Source organism: Micromonospora sp. CA-244673 (assembly GCF_050948395.1).
Taxonomy (GTDB): domain Bacteria; phylum Actinomycetota; class Actinomycetes; order Mycobacteriales; family Micromonosporaceae; genus Micromonospora.
The window spans coordinates 2,024,621-2,043,078 of record NZ_CP192019.1 but is presented as its reverse complement, the minus strand read 5'-3'; the positions used below and the strand labels follow the sequence as shown (position 1 = coordinate 2,043,078).

The window sequence follows — 18,458 nt, the reverse complement described above, 5'->3', positions numbered from 1 at the left end:
TCCTCCCTGGACTCGTGGTACCAGAAAGACCGGAGTCTATGGAGGCGGTGGCCGGATGTCGATGACGGTCGACGCCGCGCCGCGCGGTGCGACCTCCGTCGACGGTCAGGGCAGCACGCGGACGGCCAGGGTGCAGGTGTCGTCGTCCGGGCTGGGCCGGTGCAGGGCGTCGCGCAGCCGGGCCAGGGGTCGTGCCCCCGGCCGGCCGGAGAGCGCCGCCAGGGCGGCACGGACCTCCGCCAACCGGTCCTCGGGGTTGCCCACGCGGCGTTCCGTCAGCCCGTCGGTGTAGAGCAGCAGCACGTCGTCACCGCACAGCTCGGTGGTGACCACCGGGTAGCGGGTGGCGAGGTCGGCGCCCAGCAGCATCCCGGCGGGCCGGCCGAGGTCGCCGGTCGCGCCCGCCCGGGACAGCAACGGCAGCGGATGCCCGGCCCGCGCCCACGTCAGGTGCCGGGTCGCCGGGTCGAAGACCGCGAGCACCGCGGTGGCGGTGATCGCCAGCTGGCCGCAGAGCCGGTTCATGTGCCCGAGCAGCACCGCCGGGTCGCGGATGCCGATCGACAGCCAGGCGACCAACGCGAAGCGCAGGTGGGCCATGCCGCTGGCCGCCTCCAGCCCGTGCCCGGCCACGTCGCCGACCGCCAGCAGGACCGACCCGTCCGGCAGCGTCTCGGCGTGGTACCAGTCGCCACCGACCCGCAGCGCCCGCTCCGCGGGCAGGTAGCCGACCAGCACCTCCAGGCCGGCCAGGGTGACCGGCTCGCGGGGCACCGGTTGGATGAGGTTCTGGAGCTGGCCGGCGAGGCGGTGCTCGGCCAGCGCGGTCGTCTCCCGGGTCCGCAGCTGGTCGCGGAGCTGCTCGATGGCGCTCCGCGAGTCCTCCCGGGCGGTCACGTCCTGGACCACCGCGTAGACCTTCACCGGCGCGCCGCCCTCGTCGCGGGCCACGTCCGACAGGATCCGCAGGTGCTTGACGGTCCCGCCCGCGTGGAACCGCACCGTGACGTCCGAGGCCGCGCCGCTGTCCAGCGTCTGCCAGGCGGCCTCGCGCAGGCCCTGGTCGGCGGGAAGGAGCGCGGCGCCCTGGTCGGCCCGGGACATCGGCCCCAGCGCCGGATCCCGCTCGAAGATGCGGTACATCCCCGGTGACCACTCGCTGCGGCCGGTGACCAGGTCGTACTCCGCCCAGCCGAGGCTGCCCAGCAGCTCGGTGCGGGCCAGCCGGAGCCGGTGCTCGTCCAGCCGCTGCCACCACACCAGCAGGCCGCCCAGCACCCGGTGCACGCTCACGTCGAAGACGGAGTCGGTGACGACGCCCGCGCCGCGGCCGGCGTACCGGAAGTCGGGCAGGTGGGCGGGCTCCCCGGTGGCCAACACCTCGTGGTACGCCCGCCACAGCGGACCGGCGACCATGCCGGGATAGAGCGTGCTGAGCGGTTGGCCGACCCGCCCGGCGCCCCGGCCGTGGACGTCGCGCCCCTGGACGCTGACGGCGGCCACCAGGAAGTCGACCACCGCGCCGTCCGGTGCCCGCACCGGCCGCAGCCAGGTGCAGCCCACCGGGATCGTCGCCAGCACCTGCCGGACCGCCGCCACCACCGGGTCGGCGGTCGACGGGGGCATCGGCTCGGCGGGCGCGCGCACGGCCTCGTCTGCCATGCCGGCAGCCTAGTCAGCTCCGGCACTCGCGGCGGATCGTGAAACCGGTCGATCCGGATAGCGGGCCGCCGGTGCGTCAGTGGGCCGGGGACGGCTGCTCCGGCGGGCGGCCGGCCGCGTGGCGGGCGTCGGCGACGGCGACGCCCAGCAGGACCAGCAGGGCCACGACCGCGGCGGCCAGCGGCGCGGCGAGGTACAGGGGCACCGCGGCGACCGCCAGGGCGGCGATGGCCACGACCCGCCGGATCGAGAGCCGGTCGAACACCACCCGCTCCAGCCGGATGCGCCCGTACAGGAAGAAGGCCGGGCCACCGAGGATCACGGCCAGCCAGACCGCCTCGGGCCGCCCGACGGGATGCTCCATGACGACCTCGAAGCCGACGGCCGTGGCCACGATCCCGATCACCATGACGATGTGCGCGACACCGGTGGCACGGCCGGCGGTCAGCCGGTCCCCGGACGCGGCCACCGCCTCGGCGAGAACCTGGCCGGAGCGGTAGAAGTAGATGCGCCACATGAGCACCGTCGAGACGTACGCGACCGCCAGCGTGGCCCCGGTGTCCGGGCCGATCGACCGGTCGGTGAAGGTGACGCCGACGGCGAGGACGGTCTCGCCGAGGGCGATCAACAGCAGCTGCTGGTAGCGCTCCGGCAGGTGGTGGCCGCTGTCCATGGCCCAGGCGCTGATCGGCGGGCGCGCCATTCCCGGCACCGGCCACCGGAGCTGCGCGGCGACGATGTCCACGGTCACCGCGACCCCCCACAGCGCGGCCCGGGCGCCGCCGCTGGCGAGCGCGCCGGCGACCCAGAGCACCGCCGTGCCGCCGCACCAGAGCAGCGAGCGCAGGTAGAGCCGGCCGAGCGGGTGGCCCCGCAGGCTCGGCAGGAGCACGAGCGGCCGGCCGCAGAGCAGGAGCACGTACGGCAGCACGAAGGCCCAGCCGCGGCCGATGAAGGCGGCCGGCAGGGACGCCGCCATGACCAGCAGGCCGAAGGCGCTGGCCAGCACCAGCCACTGGATCTTGCGGCGCCGGGGGTCGAACCAGCTGGTGATGTGCGCTGTGGTGATCCACAACCAGATCAGCGGCATCGCCAGCACCAGCAGGTAGGTCAGCGACCGCCACCGGACGACCGGATCCTCGGCGGTGATGTCGCGGACCACGCGTCGCACCACGCCCGACAGGGCGAACACCAGCACCAGGTCGACGAAGAGCTCCAGGAAGTTGGCCTGCCGCACGTCCTCGCGCCGTTCCAGCAGGTCCTGCCCGCCCCCTGCCCGAATTCCCATGCGGCTCATCGTCGCCCGGACCGGGCCCGTCCACCGGCCGGATCGACGCCCGCCACCCGCAGGGACGCCGACGGGTGGGTTCGGCGGGAGCGTCCGGGGCGCGCCGTCCGGGCCCGCCCGCGGCGCCGGACGTTCGCCCGGCCGCTGCCCCGGTGACCGCGCCGGGCGCGAGCAGCGCCGTCGGTCTACGGCGCCACCGCAGTCGGTTCGGCACGGCCGCCGCCGACCGGCTCCGGCACCTGACGGCTCTTCGGGTGAGCTCGGTCAGGCGCCTCAAGGGGTTGAGCCGCGGTGCGTGATCGGGTGCGCCGGAGTTGGAGGACGGCGACGGAGGACAGCACCAGGGCGCCGCCGGCGAGCTGCACCGGGGTCAGGGTTTCGCCGAGGACGAGGGCGGCCAGGGCGGCGGTGACCACGGGCTCGAAGGTGGACAGGATGGCGGCGGTCGACGGGCCGGTCCGCTTCAGCCCGGCGAAGAAGGCCAGCATCGCCACCACGGTGGAAACCACGGCGATGCAGGCGAGCCAGAACCATCCCGACGCCCCGAAGTCGAGGTCGACGCCGCCGGTGAGCAGGGCGCGGGCGCCGAGGGTGCCGGCGGCGCCGGTCATCACCAGGGCGGACAACACCACCGGCGCCAGCCGGTGCACGACGGTGTCGGCGACCAGGATGTAGAGCGTGTAGGTGATCGCGGAGGCGAAGGCCAGCAGCGCCCCGAGCGGGTGGAAGCTCACGCCCCCGGCGCCGAGCAGGACCAGCAGCGTGCCGCCCGAGGCGGCCACCAGCGCGGCACCCCGTCGCGGGGTGAGCCGGTCGCGGCCCAGCAGCACCGCCGCCACCGTGACCAGGACCGGGTAGGTGTAGAGGATCAGGGCCAGCAGCGAGGCGTCCATCAGCTCCAGCGCGGTGAAGAACAGGCTCGCCTGCGTGGCGTAGCCGATGGCGCCCAGCCCGATGGCGGTGGCCAGCACGCGGCGGCGCGTCATCGCCGGCCGGCTGTCCGCTTCGCCGCGGTGCTGGCCCGATTCCGCGCGGCGAAGGCCCGGCCGCAGGAGCAGGACCGTCCCCAGCAGTGCGGCGGCCAGGGTGAAGCGCACCAGCAGCAGCGTGCTGGGTGAGACGCCGGCGTCGTAGGCGAGCTTGCCGAAGATCGCCATGGCGCCGAACCCCGCGGCGGACAGGAGGCACAGTGCTGGACCCATGGCTCAACGATCAGCGACCGCAACCGTCAGGTCCAGCGATGATTCCCGGAGTCAACTCGTTAGGATTCCCACCGTGTTGGATCTTCGACGGCTGCGGTTCCTGCGGGAGTTCGAGGAGCGCGGCACCCTCGCCGCGGTCGCCGCGGCGCTGGGCTACAGCCCCTCCACGGTCTCCCAGCAGCTCGCCATCCTGGAGAAGGAGGTCGGCGCCCAGCTGTTCGACAAGGCCGGCCGGGGCGTACGACTCACCGACGCCGGCCACCTGCTGGCCCAGCACGCGCGCGTGCTGCTGTCGGCGGCCGAAGCAGCGGAAGCCGACCTGGCCGCGCTGACCGGCGACATCCGGGGCACCGTCCGCGCCGGCGGCCTGCAATCCGCGGCCCGCCGCCTGCTGGTCCCGGCCCTGGCCCGGCTGCGAGCCGATCACCCCCAGGTCCGCGTAAAGATCTTCGAGCTCGAACTCGAACAGTCCCTGCCCGGCCTGCGCCTGGGCGCGGTCGACCTGGTCATCGGCGACGAGTACGACGGCCATCCCCGACCGCGCCCGGCCGGGCTGCGTTTCACGGTCCTGCTGGAGGAGCCGCTGAAGATCGTGTTGCCGGCAGCGCATCCGCTGGCCCGGGCGGGAGGCCCCGTCCCGGTCGCCGAGCTGCGGTCCGAGGTCTGGGCCACCTCCGCCGAGGGCACCGGTCACCACGCCATGGTCGTTGGGACCTGCCGGTCCCTGGGCGGCTACGAACCGGACGTACGGCACCGCGCCAACGATGCCGACATCCAACTCGAACTCGTCCGCGCCGGAGCCGCGGTCGCCCTGATGCCGGCCCTGACCCTGCCCGCCAGCGACCCCGCCGTCGCGATCCGCGACGTCGCCGAAGTCGCGATCAGGCGCCGCCTGGTCGCGGTTACCCGGGACACCCCACCCGCTCCCGCGCTGACCGCCCTCCTGACCGCCGTGGCGGACCAGGCGAACGCGGTCGGCCGCACCGGATCCGAGCCGAACGCCCAGACCTCCCCGGGACCCGGGTGCTTCCCGCAGCAGGTGCGGCGGTGACCCGGGGCGGTGTAGCGGCTCGTGCTGGTCGCGGTGATCATCGGCTGGGCGTACCTGCTCGACCTGCTGGCGTACCGTTTTCCCGCCGTGGCCCGGATCATCCAGCCGGGGTCGCTCGTGCTGGTACGCGACGGCCGCATGCTGCACCGCAACATGCGCCGCGAACTGGTCACCGAGGACGAGTTGTACGCCCAGCTCCGGCAGCAGGGCGTCGAGGACCTCACCGACGTGAAGGAGGTCCGGATGGAGAGCCAGGGCCAGTTCAGCGTCATCACACGCGACGGCGGCGGGCGCCGGTGAGGGAGCGCCCGCCGTTTGTTCCCGGCCGGGTCGGGAAGCCGACGTCGGAGTGGCGCGCGGAGCCGCCCGCGCCACCCACGGAGGGAGCTCGACATGGGTGACCGCGATCGGTTGCACGAGTTGCGGCAGCAGGCCCACAACGCGGGCATCGAGGGGAACTCCAAGATGACCGAGCAGCAGTTGCGCGACGCGCTGCGCCGTACCGGCAAGGGAGAACGCCCGCAGATGGCGAAGGAACACGCCAAGCGGTGACCGGCCGGGCGTCGGCGCCACCGGCGCCGGCGCCCGCCGTCAGCCCAGGGTGACCTCGGCACTCCCGTACGTGATATGAACGGCTGGTTAACGACTCGTCTCTTGACTGCCGTTGACGCAGGTCATTGAATTTCGACGTGGTGAGCTGCCTCATCCGAGTGGCGTCCACACCGGCGGTCGGCGCGATCGCGCCGGCCGAACGACGTCGTGCCCGCACGGGCACGGGCGCCCGGTCGGGGACACGGTGGACGGCGGGATGAGAGAGCGCCGCCGCCGCACCCTGCTCAGCGCGGCCCTCCACGCCGTCTCCCACTCGGTCGCCGTCGTCTACTGCCTTCTGACGCTCGGCGCCCCGAACCGGGAGCTGATGCTCACGGCGTACGGCTGCGGCCTGGCCGCCGGTGCCGCCGGCACGTGGGCGGCCACCCGGGTGACCACCAAAGCGTCCAGCTACCGGGTCTCGTTCACCCTCCTGATGATCACGCTGGTGATGGCGGCGCTCGGCGCGTACTGGGACGGCGGCGTGACGTCGCCGGCCGCGCTGGGCTTCGTCACCACGTCCGTGTTCGTCGCCGGGTACACCCCGCACCTGCGGCTCATGGTGGGGCTGGAGGTGCTCACCGTCGGGTCGTACCTCGTCGTCGCCGTCGCCGGGCCGCCGGCCCCCGCCGGTCACGTGTTCGTCTACCTGGCCGGCATGCTGGTCCTGGCCTCGGTCTGCTCCACGCAGACCCGGGCCCTCGCCCGGCAGCGGTCCCAGCTGCGCGCCCTGGCGTCGCTGGACCCGCTCACCGGCGCGCTGAATCGGCGCGGCCTGGCCGAGCTGGCCACGTTCCTGTTCCACGCCGGCTGCCGCCCCGGCCCGTCGCTGCTCTGCCTCGACCTGGACGACTTCAAGCTGGTGAACGACCGCCTCGGGCACGCCGCCGGCGACGACCTGCTCCGCCGGGTGGTCGCGGCGACCAAGGACGTGCTGCGGGCGGAGGACGCCCTCGCCCGGATCGGCGGCGACGAGTTCGTGGTGGTGCTCTCCGACGCCGACCGGGAATCGGCGCGGGCCACGGCGGCCCGGATCGAGGCGGCCCTGCGCGGGCTGGCCGGCGTGAGCGTCGGCTCGGCCACCGCCCCCTACGACGGCGACACCCTCGACCGGCTGCTGCACGTCGCCGACCAGCGGCTCTATCTGGTGAAACAGCAACGCCGCCGGGCGAGGGGACGGCTGCTCGCGGACGGCACCGGCCGCGGCTGAACGGACCGGAAACGGCGGCCCGGGCGGGCTTCCCGACTCAGCCCACGAAGACGCAGAAGGGGTGGCCGGCCGGGTCGGCGTAGACTCGCAGCGGCTCGTCGGAGTCGTCGATCAGGTCCCGCAGCAGGCGACCGCCGAGCCGCAGGACGCGTTCGTGCTGCACGGTGAGCTCCTCGACCGACGACACGGTCAGGTCGAGATGCAACTGCTGCGGCACCTCCCCCGCCGGCCAGGTCGCCGCGGGCAGCCGGTCGACCCGCTGGAAGGCCAGCTGCGGGGCGCCCTGCGGAGTCCTCAGCACGAGCCAGTCCGGGCCCCGCCCGTCCGCGTCACCCGCTTCCGGCGGCTCGTCGCCCGGCCGGTAGACCAGCCCCAGCAGCGACCGGTAGAACTCCGCCAACGCCCGCGTGTCGGTGCAGTCCAGCACCACCTGACACAACCTCGGCACACCTTCGCCGTCGCGCACGTCGCTCACCTCCGGGGTCCCTCCTGCCCGGCGGCGGCCCGGTCGAATCCGCCGGGCACGCACGACCCGGATACCGTTGCCGCGGCGCGCCTGGCCGCGCCGGGCCGTCGAGCGGTGGGAGGGGTCGGATGCGCCTGCACGTGGGCTGCGCCATGTGGACGCACAAGGCCTGGCCGGGGCGCTACCTGGCGCACCCGCTGCCGGCCCACGAGCGGCTGCGCGCCTACGCCGAGTGGTGCACCGCGGTCGAGGGGAACACCACCTTCTACGCCACCCCGTCTCGCGAGACGGTGGCGTCCTGGGCCCGGCAGACCGGTCCAGACTTCCGCTTCGTGCCCAAGCTGCCGAAGGTGGTCACGCACGAGCGCCGGCTCACCGGCGCCGACGCCGAGCTGCGGGCCTTCCTCGACGCCGTCGAACCCCTCGGCCCGCGGGCGCACGCCCTCTGGGTGCAGCTGCCGGGCTCGTTCGGCCCCGGCGACGTGCCCACGCTGACCCGCTTTTTGCGCGGCCTGCCCACCGCCCACCGGTACGCCGTCGAGGTCCGCCACCCCGCGTTCTTCACCGACCCCGGCGCCGTACGCGCTCTGGAGGACGCGCTCGCCCGGGTCGGCGCGGAGTGGATCCCCTTCGACACCACCGCGTTCTTCCGCACCCCGCCGACCAGCGACGCGGAGCGGGAGGCGTGGCTGAAGAAGCCGCGCCTACCGCTGCGGACCCACGCGCTGACCGACCGGCCGATCGTCCGCTACCTCGGCCGGGACGACCCGGCGCGGACGGTCGAGGGCTGGCAGCCGTGGCTCGACGTGGTGACCGGCTGGCTGCGCGAGGGCCGCTCGCCGACCCTGTTCGTGCACACCCCGGACAACGCCGACGCGCCCGGGCTCGCCCGCCGCTTCCACGACCAGGTCCGGGCGCGCCTGCCCGAGGTCGCGCCGCTGCCCGAGCCGGCGCCGGTGGCCCCGACGACGCTGTTCTGAGGCGAGCCGCCGCCCTGCCGACGCCGGTTCGCGCGGCGACCGCGCCCGGTCAGGCCGGGGTCAGCGGCAGCAGCACCACGAACCGGGTGTCGCCCGGCTCGGAGCGCACCCGGATGTCCCCGTGGTGCTTGTTGACGACGATCCGGTAGGAGATGTCCAGCCCGAGGCCGGTGCCCTCGCCGACGGGCTTCGTGGTGAAGAACGGCTCGAAGATGCGCGGCCGGATCTCCGGCGGGACGCCCCCGCCGGTGTCGCCCACCTCCACGATGAGCCGGTCCTCCTTGCGGCCGGTCCGGATGGTCAGCGTGCCCGTGCCGGCCATGGCGCCGAGCGCGTTGTCGATGAGGTTGGTCCAGACCTGGTTCAGCTCGGCGGCGTACGCGGGAACGGCGGGCAGGGCCCGGTCGTACTCCTTCACCACCCGCACCCCGGGTGGGATCTTGGCGTGGAGCATGACCAGGGTGGCGTCGAGCAGATCGTGCACGTCGACCGTCTGGTAGGGCGCCCGGTCCAGCTGGGAGTACTGCTTCGCGGCGCCGACCAGCCCGGAGACCCGGGTGACCGCGTCGTCGATCTCGCCCATGAGCAGTTCGGTGTCGATGGTGTACGTGATCCAGTGGATGGCCGACTCCAGGTCGTCGGCCCCGACCGCGGCGTCCACCTGGCTCAACCAGCCGCTGTCGATGCCCCCGGCGACCAACGTCGGGGCCAGCTCCCAGGCGCCCCGGACGCCGTGCTCGTCGAGCCAGTCGGCCAGCTCGTCCTCGGCGTCGCTGGCGGCCAGCGGGGTGAGCGCGGGTGCGGCGGCGGCCCGCTTCACCGCCTCCTCCTGCAACGCCACGAGGTCGTGCAGGCGCCGGCCGTCGAGCCGGCCATCGGCGATCATGGCGAGCTTGTGCCGCATCTTCGCGACCCGACCGCGCAGCGCCGAGGTGGCCCGCACCGCGGCCGCCGCCGGGTTGTTGAGCTCGTGGGTGAGCCCCGCCGAGAGGGCGCCCAGGGCCAGCAGGCGCTCCCGCTCACCGACGATGGTCTGCGTGTTGCGCATCCCGATGAACAGCCCCTCCAGCAGGTGGGTGGCCATCGGGAACCAGCTGCGCATCGCGTCGGCGATGATCTGGGCGGGGAGCGCGAAGACGTCGCAGTCGGTCACCGCGAAGAGGCTGTTCTGGTAGCGCTGCTCGGCCAGGTCGCCCACGTACGCCTGCATGGCGCCGCCGTAGACGCCGGGCTGGCTGGTCCGGCTGATCTCGATCTCGTCACCCTGGACCCGGCGGTGCAGGGTCACGGTGCCGTCGAGCAGCACGTAGAAGCAGCTGGCCGGCTCGCCCTCGACGTAGACGGCCTCGCCGGCACGCCGCTGCTCGACCCGGCCGTGCTCGGCCAGGTGGGCGAGCTGCTCCGGGGTGAGCGACTCGAAGAGGAAGAGACGCCGCAGCTCGTCGGGGGTGAGCCGGTCGGATTCGGTGGTCATTGCGCCTCCCTGGTTCGCGACTGCGGGGCTCGCAGACCCGGCTCACTCCTCGCGCTCACTGGGCCTCCAGGTAGCGGTGCACCAGCGAGACCGCCATGGCGCCCTCGCCCACGGCCGAGGCCACCCGCTTCACCGACTCGGCCCGCACGTCACCGGCGGCGAAGACGCCGGGCATGCTGGACTCCAGGTGGTACGGGTCCCGGGGCAGGCCCCAGCCGGCGGGCCGGCGGCCCCCTCGGGTCAGGTCCGGCCCGGTGAGGACGAAGCCCCGGCTGTCCCGGGCGACCGCGCCGTCGAGCCAGTCGGTGTGCGGTTCCGCGCCGATGAACACGAACAGCCACGACGTGTCGGCCCGCCGGGTCTCGCCCGTGCGGGTGTCGCGCAGGGTCACCTCTTCGAGGTGCTCCTGGCCGGCGCCGCCGACCACCTCGGTGTGCGGGTGCACCTCGATGGTGTCGATCCGGGCGATCTGCTCGATCAGGTAGCTGGACATCGAGCGGGTCAGGTCGTCGCCGCGGATCAGCAGGTGCACCCGGCGGGCGTACCGGGAGAAGTGCACGGCGGCCTGACCGGCCGAGTTCGCCCCGCCGACGATGTAGACGTCCTCCCCCGAGCAGCTCGGCGCCTCGCTGGCCACCGAGCCGTAGAAGCAGCCCCGGCCGGTCAGCTCGGCCAACCCGGGCGCGGGCAGCATCCGGTAGGAGACGCCGGTGGCGAGCACCACCGTGTGCGCGGCGACGCTGCTGCCGTCGGAGAACCGCAGCACCCGCGCCCCGCCGGCGTCCTCCAGGGACACCACCTCGCGGGCGCTGAGCAGTTCCGCGCCGAAGCGCAGCGCCTGCCGGCGGGCCCGGTCGGTCAGCTGCGCGCCGGAGACGCCGTCGGGGAAGCCGAGGTAGTTCTCGATCCGGCTGCTCTGCCCGGCCTGGCCGCCGGTGGCCCGCCGCTCGATCAGCACCGTCCGCAGCCCCTCCGAGGCGCCGTAGACGGCGGCGCCGAGCCCGGCCGGACCGGCGCCGACCACCACCAGGTCGTAGAACTCCGCGGCCGGCGTCGTGGCCAGCCCGACCTGCGCCGCCAGGTCGGCCGTCGTCGGCTGCACCAGCGACTTGCCGTCGGCCGTCACGACCAGGGGTACGTCGTTCGCGGTCACCCCGGCCGCCGCGAGGAGCTCGGCGCCCTCCCGTTCGTCGGCGAGCACCCAGCGGAAGGGCACCAGGTTGCGGGCCAGGAAGTCCCGGGCCTTGAACGACGGCGCCGACCAGCGGTGCCCCACCACCCGCAGCTCGGCGGTGGCCGTGGCCGCACCGGCCGTCCACGACTCCAGCAGCTGGTCCAGCACCGGGTAGAGCTTCTCCTCCGGCGGGTGCCACGGCTTGAGCAGGTAGTGGTCGAGGTCGACCACGTTGATGGCGTTGATCGCGGCGTCGGTGTCGGCGTACGCGGTGAGCAGCACCCGGCGCGCCGTGGGGAAGAGATCCATGGCGGCCTCGAGGAACTCGATGCCGTTCATCTGCGGCATCCGGTAGTCGGCGATCAGCACCGCCACCTGCTCGCCGCGGAGCTTCAGCTCGCGCAGCGCCTCCAGCGCTGCCTCCGCGGAGTCGGCCCGCACCACCCGGTAGCGGTCGCCGTAGCGGCGCCGGAGGTCGCGGGCGACCGCCCGGGAGACGGCCGGGTCGTCGTCGACGGTGAGGATCGCGGGGTTGGGCATGGCGTCTACTAAAGCACCATCGCCGCCCGACCCCCACCACGCGCGGTCCCCGTCCCAGTCAGTCGGGCCGGCCGCGATCGCGCGGCGGCACCGGGTCGGCGTACGTCCCCGGCGGCCCGGTGTAGCGCCGGCCGTGCGGGTAGGGCAGGGCGTTCGGCGTGCAGCCGTGCAGGCCCAGGGTCTGCTGCTGCATCACCGGCGCCGGCCGGCCCCGTCCCGGGCACCGCTCGTGCCCGTGGCCGAGCCGGTGGCCGACCTCGTGGTTGACCATGTACCGGCGGTAGGTGGCGAGACTCGCGCCGTAGCCCGGCACACCACCGGCCCAGCGGGCGACGTTGAGCACCACCCGGTCGCCGTGGCGGCAGGAGGTGTAGCCGTCCGGCCGGTCCTGGCACAGCTCGTCCCGGGTGCCGGGGGTGGCGAGGTAGACGGTGAAGTCGGCGGGCTGGTCCCGACCGACCCGGCGCAGGGCGAGCCTGCCGTCCGCGGTCCAGCCCTGCGGGTCGCTGAGGGTGCGGGTGACCTCGGCGGCGAAGTCCGCCGGCGGCAGCCCGTGGATGTCGCCCTCCACCGCGACCCGGTAGCGCAGCAGCCGGCCCGTACCCCGTGGGGTGGTGGGCTCCGCGGCGGCGAACCGCCACCGGCCGTGGCCGTGGCCGGGATAACCGATCCGGACCGGAGGCTGCCGGGCGGACGCCGGAGCCGGCGCCGCCGCCCGCTCGGTGGCGGCCGGAGCGGCGGGCGGCGGGCCGGCGGGCCGGCCGGCCGCGGGCAGCGCGCAGCCGGACAGCAGCGCGACCAGCAGTAGCATCGTCGCGCCACCGCGAGCCCGGTCCACGGTCCTCGTCATCGTCGGTCTCCCTCTCCGTCGCCGGGTGGTGTGCGGGGAGGAGGACGGGTGGCCCGGTGACAAAGTTGGTCCGGCGGGGACTCAACCTTTCGCCCGCCTCACCCGTCCTGAACCTGGTGGGATGCGGAGAGGGCGGGCATGGCCCGGGGTGACGCGGAGTTCGTCGAGTTCGCCACGGCGGCGTCCGCGCGGCTGGTGCACGCCGCCTTCCTGATGACGGGCAACCATCACCAGGCCGAGGACGCGGCCCAGACCGCGCTGGTCCGCACCTACGCGTCGTGGTCGCGGATCCGCAACGGCGACGCCTACGGCTACGCCCGGTCGGTGCTGGTGAACCATCTCGTCGACGCCTGGCGGCGGCCGATCCGGGAGTACCCCACCGAGGACCTCCCGGAGCGGCGCGGCGGCGACGTCGCGGACGAGGTGGCGACCCGGCGCTGGCTGCTCGCCATCCTCGGCACGCTCACCGCGCGCGAGCGGGCCGTCGTCGTCCTGCGCTACTACTTCGACCTTCCGGAGGCTCAGGTGGCCCGCGAACTCGACGTCTCGGTGGGCACCGTCAAGAGCACCGGTTCCCGTGCGCTGGACAAACTGCGCGGCGCGGGCCTGACCGCGCCGGAGCCGCAGGGGACCCGGCGATGAACGAGGCGGACGAGCTGCGCCGCGCCATGCGGGCGACCGAGCGGGCCGACCGGAACGGTCTCGACCTCGCCGGGATCATGCGGGAGGGCCGGCGGGTGCGCCGCCGCCGGCGGGTCGCCGGGACCGGCGCCGTGGCGGTGGCGGTCGCCGCCGTGGTGATCGGCGTCGGCGGCGCGGTGGCGCGGACCCGCCCCCCGGAGCCGCCCGGGCCCGGGCCGGTCGCCACCGCGCCCGTCGTCGCCTCCCCGGCGACCGCCGACCCCGGCCCGACGACCCCCGGCCCGACGACCCTCAGCCCGACGACCCTCAGCCCCGCGGAGCCCCGGCCGATCGGGGCCGTGGTCGGCACCGGCATCCGGTACGGCGACGACGAACGGGTCTTCTACGTCGTTCCCGTCGACGTGCCCGAGCTGCCCGGTGTGACGATCGGCCTGGTCGGCGGCCGGCGCTCCCCCACCGGCGAGCTGACCACCGACTACCTGATCAACGACGTGGCGGGCAGCGACCGCCGGCCGGGCTTCCACGAGATCGGCTACGACCCGCAGGGACGGGTGCCCTCCGACACCCCGGTGCCCACGTTCGGGTACTTCGTCGGGCCGGCCGCCCGGATCGTCGGCACCGTCGACGGCCGCCACGTCGAGGCCCGGCTGGCCCGGTGGAGCGAGGACCAGCGACTGGTGATCTTCTGGTTCGACCCGGGGGTGCTGGCCCCCGCGACACCACTGGACGGGATCGTCGCCCGCGACGCCCGTGGGCGGCGGCTGTGACCGGACCCCGCGGTCGTCGTCGCCCCCGGCGGGGGTTCTAGGCTGAACGGCAGTGCTGGGCGTTGACCAGGGAGGATCGCCATGAGCCAGACCGAGCGGACGGACTTCGCGGACGAGTGGAACGTGGCCGAGGACGACGGTGTCCTGGACGCCTCCGACACCCTCGACGACCGGACCGGCGATCCCCTCGACACCGGCATCGTCGCCGCGGACCACTGGACGGCCGCCAACCGGTTCGGCACCACGGCCGCCGAGGAGCGGGCCGGCGACTCCCTCGCGCACCTGCTCGCCCAGGAGGAACCGGACATCGACCCGTACGCCGAGGTGGCCGACGACGAGGACGAGCTGACCCGCCGGGGCTACGAGCGGGAGACCCGGACGGGGCGCCTGGTCGCCGACGACGAGGGCCTCGGCGAGGACGAGCAGGCGGATTCGGTCGCCTGGGACGCCGGCATCGACGGGGGCGCGGCCAGCGCCGAGGAGGCCGCGATGCACCTGGTCGACGACCCGAACGGCCCGGGAGACGGCCCGCTGCGCTGACGCGGGATGGTGGCGTCCCGAGGCTCGGACGTGCGGGCTCCGGAGGGGCGGAGGCGAGGGGCTCGCCAGGGTTCGTGGTTCTTACGGTCCGCCCGTCCCGGCCCACGGCTCTACCGGCGTTGGCGCAACGCTCGCGTTCCGGACACGTGAGATCCACCTGGCGCCAATAGCGTGCACCCGCCAATCGTTCGGCGTCAGTCAGGTGGGTGCTCTGTCATGGCAAGTGTTGACCGTCGAAATTTCCTGAAGATGATGAGCGCGCCGGTGGCGGCGGCCGCCCTGCCGGTGGACTTCAGCAAGGCCCTCGCCATCCCGGCGAACAACCGGACCGGTTCGATCGAGGACGTCGAGCACGTCATCATCCTCATGCAGGAGAACCGCTCCTTCGACCACTTCTTCGGCACCCTGCGCGGGGTCCGGGGCTTCGCGGATCCGCATCCGGTGACGCTGCCCTCGGGCCGGAGCGTCTGGCACCAGCCGAACGGCTCCGCCGACCTGCTGCCCTTCCGGCCCGAGGTGCCGGACCTCGGGCAGACGTTCCTGCCGGACCCGCCGCACGGGTGGGCCGACACGCACGGCGCCTGGAACGGCGGCCGGTACGACCGGTGGGTGCCCAACAAGGGCGTGGTCACCATGACCCACCACACCCGAAGCGACCTGCCGTACCACTTCGCCCTCGCCGACGCCTTCACCGTCTGCGACAACTACCACTGCTCGGTGCTGGCCTCGACCGACCCCAACCGCTACCACATGTGGACCGGCTGGGTCGGCAACGACGGCAAGGGTGGCGGCCCGGTCATCGACAACGCCGAGGCCGGCTACGACTGGTCGACCTACCCGGAGCGGCTGGAGCGCGCGGGCGTGTCCTGGAAGGTCTACCAGGACGCCGGTCTCGGGCTGACCGCCGACGGCTACTGGGGCTGGACCGGGGACCCGTTCATCGGCAACTACGGGGACAACTCGCTGCTCTACTTCCACCAGTACCAGAACGCCCGGCCCGGCAGCCCCCTCGCCGACCGGGCGAAGACCGGCACCGAGATCGTGGCGCAGGACCGCTCCCCCGAGGCGCTGCTGGCCGACTTCCGCCGCGACGTGGCGAAGGGGACGCTGCCGCAGGTCTCCTGGATCGTCGCGCCGGAGGCCTACAGCGAGCACCCGAACTGGGGTCCCGACTACGGCGCCTGGTACATGTCGCAGGTCGTCGACATCCTGGCCGACCACCCCGAGGTGTGGAGCAGGATGGCCCTGTTCATCACGTACGACGAGGAGGGCGGCTTCTTCGACCACCTGGTGCCGCCGACGCCGCCGCAGAGCCGCGCCGAGGGCCTGTCGACAGTGCCCACCACCAACGAGATCTTCCCCGGCGACGGTCGGCGGGCCGCCGGCCCGTACGGCCTCGGCATCCGGGTGCCGATGATCGTCGTCTCGCCGTGGACCCGGGGTGGCTGGGTCAACTCCCAGGTGTTCGACCACACCTCGCTGATCCGCTTCCTGGAGACCCGGTTCGCCAAGGGCAGGGCCGACCTGGTCGAGTCCAACATCACGCCCTGGCGCCGCGCGGTGGTCGGCGACCTGACCAGCGCGTTCGACTTCCGGACCCCGAACGCCTCGCCGCGGGTGAAGCTGCCGGACACCGCCGACCTCAAGCCGGTCGACCTCACCCGCAAGCCCGACGAGGCGCCGGTGCCGCCGGCCGACCCGCGCCTGCCCGGCCAGGAGCGGGGGGTACGGGCCGCCCGGGCCATCCCGTACACCCTGCACGTGGACGGGCGGGCCGTCGGCACGTCGTTCCACCTCGACCTCCGCAACTCCGGTGGCGCCAGCGGCGTCTTCGGGGTCCGCTCGGCCGACCCGGCCCAGCCGCCCCGCACCTACACGGTGGAGCCGGGCCGTCAGGTGAGCGACACCTGGGACGCCACCGCCGGGTACGACCTCGAGGTGCACGGCCCCAACGGCTTCTTCCGCCGCTTCACCGGCGGCGCGGGCGCCGGTGTCGACGTCCGGGCGCGGTACGACGAGCGCGACCACCACGTCGGCCTGACCCTGGTGAACCGGGGCGCGAAGCGGGTCGAGGTGACCGTCGCCGACCGCTACTCGTCGCGGCGGACCAGGCTGTCGCTCAAGCCGGGCGGGACGGAGTCGCCGTCGTGGTCGGTGTCGCGGGCGCACGGCTGGTATGACCTGACCGTGACGGTCTCCGCCGACGCCGCGTTCACGGCCCGGTACGCCGGCCACGTCGAGAACGGCAAGCCCAGCATCAGCGACCCGGCCATGGGCGGCCTGATCTGATCCCCGTTCCGAGGTGACCGTCCACCCCCGACCGGGGCGGGCGGTCACCTCGGACACCGTCGCCTATCCGACGCCGGTGTTCCCCCGCCGGGCCGTCAGGTCGTTCACTGTCGCCACGCCGCACCGGTGAAAGGGGCCCCCACATGACGATCAGCCACCGCACCGTCGGTCACGGGCCGCACCGGGTGCTGGCCCTGCACGGGTGGTTCGGCTCGGCGCGCGGCTGGGGCTGGCTGCCGGAGCTGATCGACGCCGAGCGCTTCACCTGGGCGTTCCCGGACTACCGCGGCTACGGCGGGCGCGCCGGCGTCACCGGCGAGCACACCATCGCCGAGATCTCCCGCGACGCCCTGGCGCTTGTCGACTCCCTCGGCTGGGACACGTTCTCGGTGGTCGGGCACTCCATGGGTGGCAGCGCCGCCCAGCGGGTCCTCGCCGACGCCCCCGGGCGGGTGACCCACCTCGTCGGCATCAGCCCGGTCCCGGCGGGCGGCGTGCCGTTCGACCTCCAGAGCTGGGCGCTGTTCGACGGCGCCGCCGCCGACCCGGCCAACCGGCGCGCGATCATCGACCTCACCACCGGCAACCGGCTGTCCGGCCGCTGGCTCGACGAGATGGTCCGGTTCTCCCTCGCCCACTCCACCCCGGAGGCCTTCGGCGCCTACCTCACCGCGTGGGCGCGGACCGACTTCACCGACGAGGTGAAGGGCAACCCGGTGCCGGCGCTCGCCGTGGTCGGCGAGCACGACCCCGCGCTGGGCGCCGGCACGATGCGCGAGACCTGGCTGCGCCACTACCCCAACGCCCGTCTCGAGGTGCTCGCCAACGCGGGCCACTACGCCATGTACGAGACCCCGGTGCGGCTGGCCACGGTCATCGAGGAGTTCCTCGGGCGGTAGCGGCGGGGACGACGCTCACCGCGCCGCCGGCCGCCGCCCCCGGGTCGACACGAACTGGTACGACATCACGGCGAACCCCGGGTCCCGCAGCAGCCGGCGGAACGCCTCCAGCTGACCGGGCGACAACCCGGCGTCGAGCAGCTCCGGCTCCAGCTGCCGGGAGTTCGTCCCGTACAGCGACGCTCCGAGGGAGCCGCCGGGCCAGCTCTGCGCGTGGACGACCGTGTCGACCTCGACCAGCCCCGCCGCCACCAGCTCCCCGTGCACGTCCTGCGCCCAGGCCAGGTCGGCGCCGTGGCTCTGGAGGATGTCGAGCATCGCGTCGGTCACCTGGGCGAAGAGCTTCGCCGCGTCGTCGCTCGGGGCGGTCAGCACCCGCAGCGGCGCCGTGCAGTCGAACTCCTCGACCACCAGCCACCCCCCGGGGGCCAGCGCGCCGGCCAGCGAGGCCAGCACGCGCCGCCGCTCCGGCAGGTGCAGCAGCACCAGCCGCGCGTGGATCAGGTCGAAGGCGTCGCCGGGCGGCGGCTCGGTGCGCACGTCGTGCCGGCGTACGTCGAGGTTGCCGGTGGGCGTGAGGTGCGTGGTGTCGAGATCGGTGGCCAGCACCCGCCCGCCCCGGCCGACCGCGCGGGCCAGGTTGCGGGCGACCGAACCGCCGCCGGCGCCGACCTCCCAGCACACGCCGCCCGGGGCGAGCACCGGCGGGGCGATCCGGCGCGCGGTGATCGGATCGAGGAAGGACTCCAGCGCCCGCATCTGGGGCACGGCGTCCGGAGAGCCGTTGTCGAAGGCGTAGTCGGTGTCATGGACGTGGGTCGGCATCGTTCCTC

General features: G+C 74.2%; 17 protein-coding genes and 1 pseudogene. 10 read left to right on the top strand and 8 right to left on the bottom strand.

Translation table 11 applies throughout. The features are described 5' to 3' along the window. Positions 1-105: 105 nt before the first annotated feature. From ACQP12_RS09645 to ACQP12_RS09635, 3 genes are all read right to left on the bottom strand, one after another. Positions 106-1,662 carry a PP2C family protein-serine/threonine phosphatase gene (locus tag ACQP12_RS09645; RefSeq protein ID WP_433286772.1) on the bottom strand — a complete coding sequence of 519 codons (1,557 nt, stop codon included), beginning with the start codon at positions 1,660-1,662 and terminating at the stop codon, positions 106-108. Positions 1,663-1,738: 76 nt separating this feature from the next. Next, the gene (locus ACQP12_RS09640) at positions 1,739-2,950 is read right to left on the bottom strand and encodes a low temperature requirement protein A (protein WP_433286770.1); all 1,212 of its coding nucleotides are present in this window, start codon (positions 2,948-2,950) and stop codon (positions 1,739-1,741) included. A 185-nt stretch (positions 2,951-3,135) separates the two neighbouring features. Beyond that, positions 3,136-4,152 (bottom strand): DMT family transporter, encoded by a 1,017-nt coding sequence (locus ACQP12_RS09635; RefSeq protein ID WP_433286768.1) that lies wholly within the window; start codon positions 4,150-4,152, stop codon positions 3,136-3,138. Positions 4,153-4,228: 76 nt separating this feature from the next. Between ACQP12_RS09635 and ACQP12_RS09630 the strand changes: the two genes are divergently transcribed. From ACQP12_RS09630 to ACQP12_RS09615, 4 genes and pseudogenes are all read left to right on the top strand, one after another. Further along, a complete protein-coding gene (locus ACQP12_RS09630; protein ID WP_433289203.1) occupies positions 4,229-5,203 on the top strand; it encodes a LysR family transcriptional regulator in 975 nt (324 codons plus the stop codon). 18 nt (positions 5,204-5,221) lie between these two features. After that, positions 5,222-5,503 (top strand): annotated as a pseudogene (locus ACQP12_RS09625) (DUF421 domain-containing protein); the annotation flags it as partial. A 93-nt stretch (positions 5,504-5,596) separates the two neighbouring features. Next, positions 5,597-5,755 (top strand): hypothetical protein, encoded by a 159-nt coding sequence (locus ACQP12_RS09620; RefSeq protein WP_357942724.1) that lies wholly within the window; start codon positions 5,597-5,599, stop codon positions 5,753-5,755. 256 nt (positions 5,756-6,011) lie between these two features. Further along, the gene (locus ACQP12_RS09615) at positions 6,012-7,004 is read left to right on the top strand and encodes a diguanylate cyclase (RefSeq protein ID WP_433286766.1); all 993 of its coding nucleotides are present in this window, start codon (positions 6,012-6,014) and stop codon (positions 7,002-7,004) included. Positions 7,005-7,041: 37 nt separating this feature from the next. Here the strand turns inward: ACQP12_RS09615 and ACQP12_RS09610 are convergent, their stop codons facing one another. Further along, positions 7,042-7,479: a VOC family protein gene (locus ACQP12_RS09610; RefSeq protein WP_433286763.1), complete on the bottom strand. Its 438-nt coding sequence runs from the start codon at positions 7,477-7,479 to the stop codon at positions 7,042-7,044. 143 nt (positions 7,480-7,622) lie between these two features. Here ACQP12_RS09610 and ACQP12_RS09605 point away from each other — a divergent pair, with 143 nt between their 5' ends. Continuing rightward, on the top strand, positions 7,623-8,450 hold the full coding sequence (locus tag ACQP12_RS09605) for a DUF72 domain-containing protein (protein ID WP_433289201.1): 828 nt from the start codon (positions 7,623-7,625) through the stop codon (positions 8,448-8,450). A 49-nt stretch (positions 8,451-8,499) separates the two neighbouring features. Here ACQP12_RS09605 and ACQP12_RS09600 read toward each other — a convergent pair whose 3' ends face one another. From ACQP12_RS09600 to ACQP12_RS09590, 3 genes are read right to left on the bottom strand one after another with little or no spacing between them, the layout of a single operon-like run. Then, positions 8,500-9,924, bottom strand: coding sequence for an ATP-binding protein (locus tag ACQP12_RS09600; RefSeq protein WP_433286760.1), 1,425 nt, complete (start codon positions 9,922-9,924; stop codon positions 8,500-8,502). A gap of 55 nt (positions 9,925-9,979) precedes the next feature. After that, positions 9,980-11,638: an FAD-dependent oxidoreductase gene (locus ACQP12_RS09595; RefSeq protein WP_433286758.1), complete on the bottom strand. Its 1,659-nt coding sequence runs from the start codon at positions 11,636-11,638 to the stop codon at positions 9,980-9,982. A 58-nt stretch (positions 11,639-11,696) separates the two neighbouring features. After that, positions 11,697-12,488, bottom strand: a complete 792-nt coding sequence (locus ACQP12_RS09590) for a DUF3152 domain-containing protein (RefSeq protein WP_433286755.1) — start codon at positions 12,486-12,488, stop codon at positions 11,697-11,699. Between the two features lie 138 nt (positions 12,489-12,626). On the opposite strand from ACQP12_RS09590, the gene ACQP12_RS09585 reads away from it, so the two are divergent. The 5 genes from ACQP12_RS09585 (at position 12,627) to ACQP12_RS09565 (ending at position 17,625) form a co-directional block, all read left to right on the top strand. Next, a complete protein-coding gene (locus ACQP12_RS09585) occupies positions 12,627-13,130 on the top strand; it encodes a SigE family RNA polymerase sigma factor (RefSeq protein WP_433286752.1) in 504 nt (167 codons plus the stop codon). Then, a complete protein-coding gene (locus ACQP12_RS09580; RefSeq protein WP_433286750.1) occupies positions 13,127-13,897 on the top strand; it encodes a hypothetical protein in 771 nt (256 codons plus the stop codon). Before ACQP12_RS09585 ends, ACQP12_RS09580 begins: the two co-directional genes overlap by 4 nt. An 81-nt stretch (positions 13,898-13,978) precedes the next feature. After that, positions 13,979-14,437 carry a DUF5709 domain-containing protein gene (locus tag ACQP12_RS09575; RefSeq protein ID WP_357942710.1) on the top strand — a complete coding sequence of 153 codons (459 nt, stop codon included), beginning with the start codon at positions 13,979-13,981 and terminating at the stop codon, positions 14,435-14,437. Positions 14,438-14,653: 216 nt separating this feature from the next. Beyond that, complete coding sequence (locus ACQP12_RS09570) at positions 14,654-16,726, top strand: phosphocholine-specific phospholipase C (protein ID WP_433286747.1); 2,073 nt, start codon at positions 14,654-14,656, stop codon at positions 16,724-16,726. Between the two features lie 143 nt (positions 16,727-16,869). Then, positions 16,870-17,625, top strand: coding sequence for an alpha/beta fold hydrolase (locus tag ACQP12_RS09565; RefSeq protein ID WP_433286745.1), 756 nt, complete (start codon positions 16,870-16,872; stop codon positions 17,623-17,625). A gap of 15 nt (positions 17,626-17,640) precedes the next feature. On the opposite strand, the gene ACQP12_RS09560 is transcribed toward ACQP12_RS09565, so the two are convergent. Continuing rightward, positions 17,641-18,450, bottom strand: a complete 810-nt coding sequence (locus ACQP12_RS09560) for a class I SAM-dependent methyltransferase (protein ID WP_433286743.1) — start codon at positions 18,448-18,450, stop codon at positions 17,641-17,643. Between the last annotated feature and the right edge of the window lie 8 nt (positions 18,451-18,458).

What these genes read in the sequence shown, in the direction of transcription:
- ACQP12_RS09645 (WP_433286772.1), bottom strand. Translation starts at nt 1,662, where the DNA reads ATGGCAGACGAGGCCGTGCGCGCGCCCGCCGAGCCGATGCCCCCGTCG.
- ACQP12_RS09640 (WP_433286770.1), bottom strand. Translation starts at nt 2,950, where the DNA reads ATGGGAATTCGGGCAGGGGGCGGGCAGGACCTGCTGGAACGGCGCGAG.
- ACQP12_RS09635 (WP_433286768.1), bottom strand. Translation starts at nt 4,152, where the DNA reads ATGGGTCCAGCACTGTGCCTCCTGTCCGCCGCGGGGTTCGGCGCCATG.
- ACQP12_RS09620 (WP_357942724.1), top strand. Translation starts at nt 5,597, where the DNA reads ATGGGTGACCGCGATCGGTTGCACGAGTTGCGGCAGCAGGCCCACAAC.
- ACQP12_RS09615 (WP_433286766.1), top strand. Translation starts at nt 6,012, where the DNA reads ATGAGAGAGCGCCGCCGCCGCACCCTGCTCAGCGCGGCCCTCCACGCC.
- ACQP12_RS09605 (WP_433289201.1), top strand. Translation starts at nt 7,623, where the DNA reads ATGTGGACGCACAAGGCCTGGCCGGGGCGCTACCTGGCGCACCCGCTG.
- ACQP12_RS09600 (WP_433286760.1), bottom strand. Translation starts at nt 9,924, where the DNA reads ATGACCACCGAATCCGACCGGCTCACCCCCGACGAGCTGCGGCGTCTC.
- ACQP12_RS09595 (WP_433286758.1), bottom strand. Translation starts at nt 11,638, where the DNA reads ATGCCCAACCCCGCGATCCTCACCGTCGACGACGACCCGGCCGTCTCC.
- ACQP12_RS09590 (WP_433286755.1), bottom strand. Translation starts at nt 12,488, where the DNA reads ATGACGAGGACCGTGGACCGGGCTCGCGGTGGCGCGACGATGCTACTG.
- ACQP12_RS09585 (WP_433286752.1), top strand. Translation starts at nt 12,627, where the DNA reads ATGGCCCGGGGTGACGCGGAGTTCGTCGAGTTCGCCACGGCGGCGTCC.
- ACQP12_RS09580 (WP_433286750.1), top strand. Translation starts at nt 13,127, where the DNA reads ATGAACGAGGCGGACGAGCTGCGCCGCGCCATGCGGGCGACCGAGCGG.
- ACQP12_RS09575 (WP_357942710.1), top strand. Translation starts at nt 13,979, where the DNA reads ATGAGCCAGACCGAGCGGACGGACTTCGCGGACGAGTGGAACGTGGCC.
- ACQP12_RS09570 (WP_433286747.1), top strand. Translation starts at nt 14,654, where the DNA reads ATGGCAAGTGTTGACCGTCGAAATTTCCTGAAGATGATGAGCGCGCCG.
- ACQP12_RS09565 (WP_433286745.1), top strand. Translation starts at nt 16,870, where the DNA reads ATGACGATCAGCCACCGCACCGTCGGTCACGGGCCGCACCGGGTGCTG.
- ACQP12_RS09560 (WP_433286743.1), bottom strand. Translation starts at nt 18,450, where the DNA reads ATGCCGACCCACGTCCATGACACCGACTACGCCTTCGACAACGGCTCT.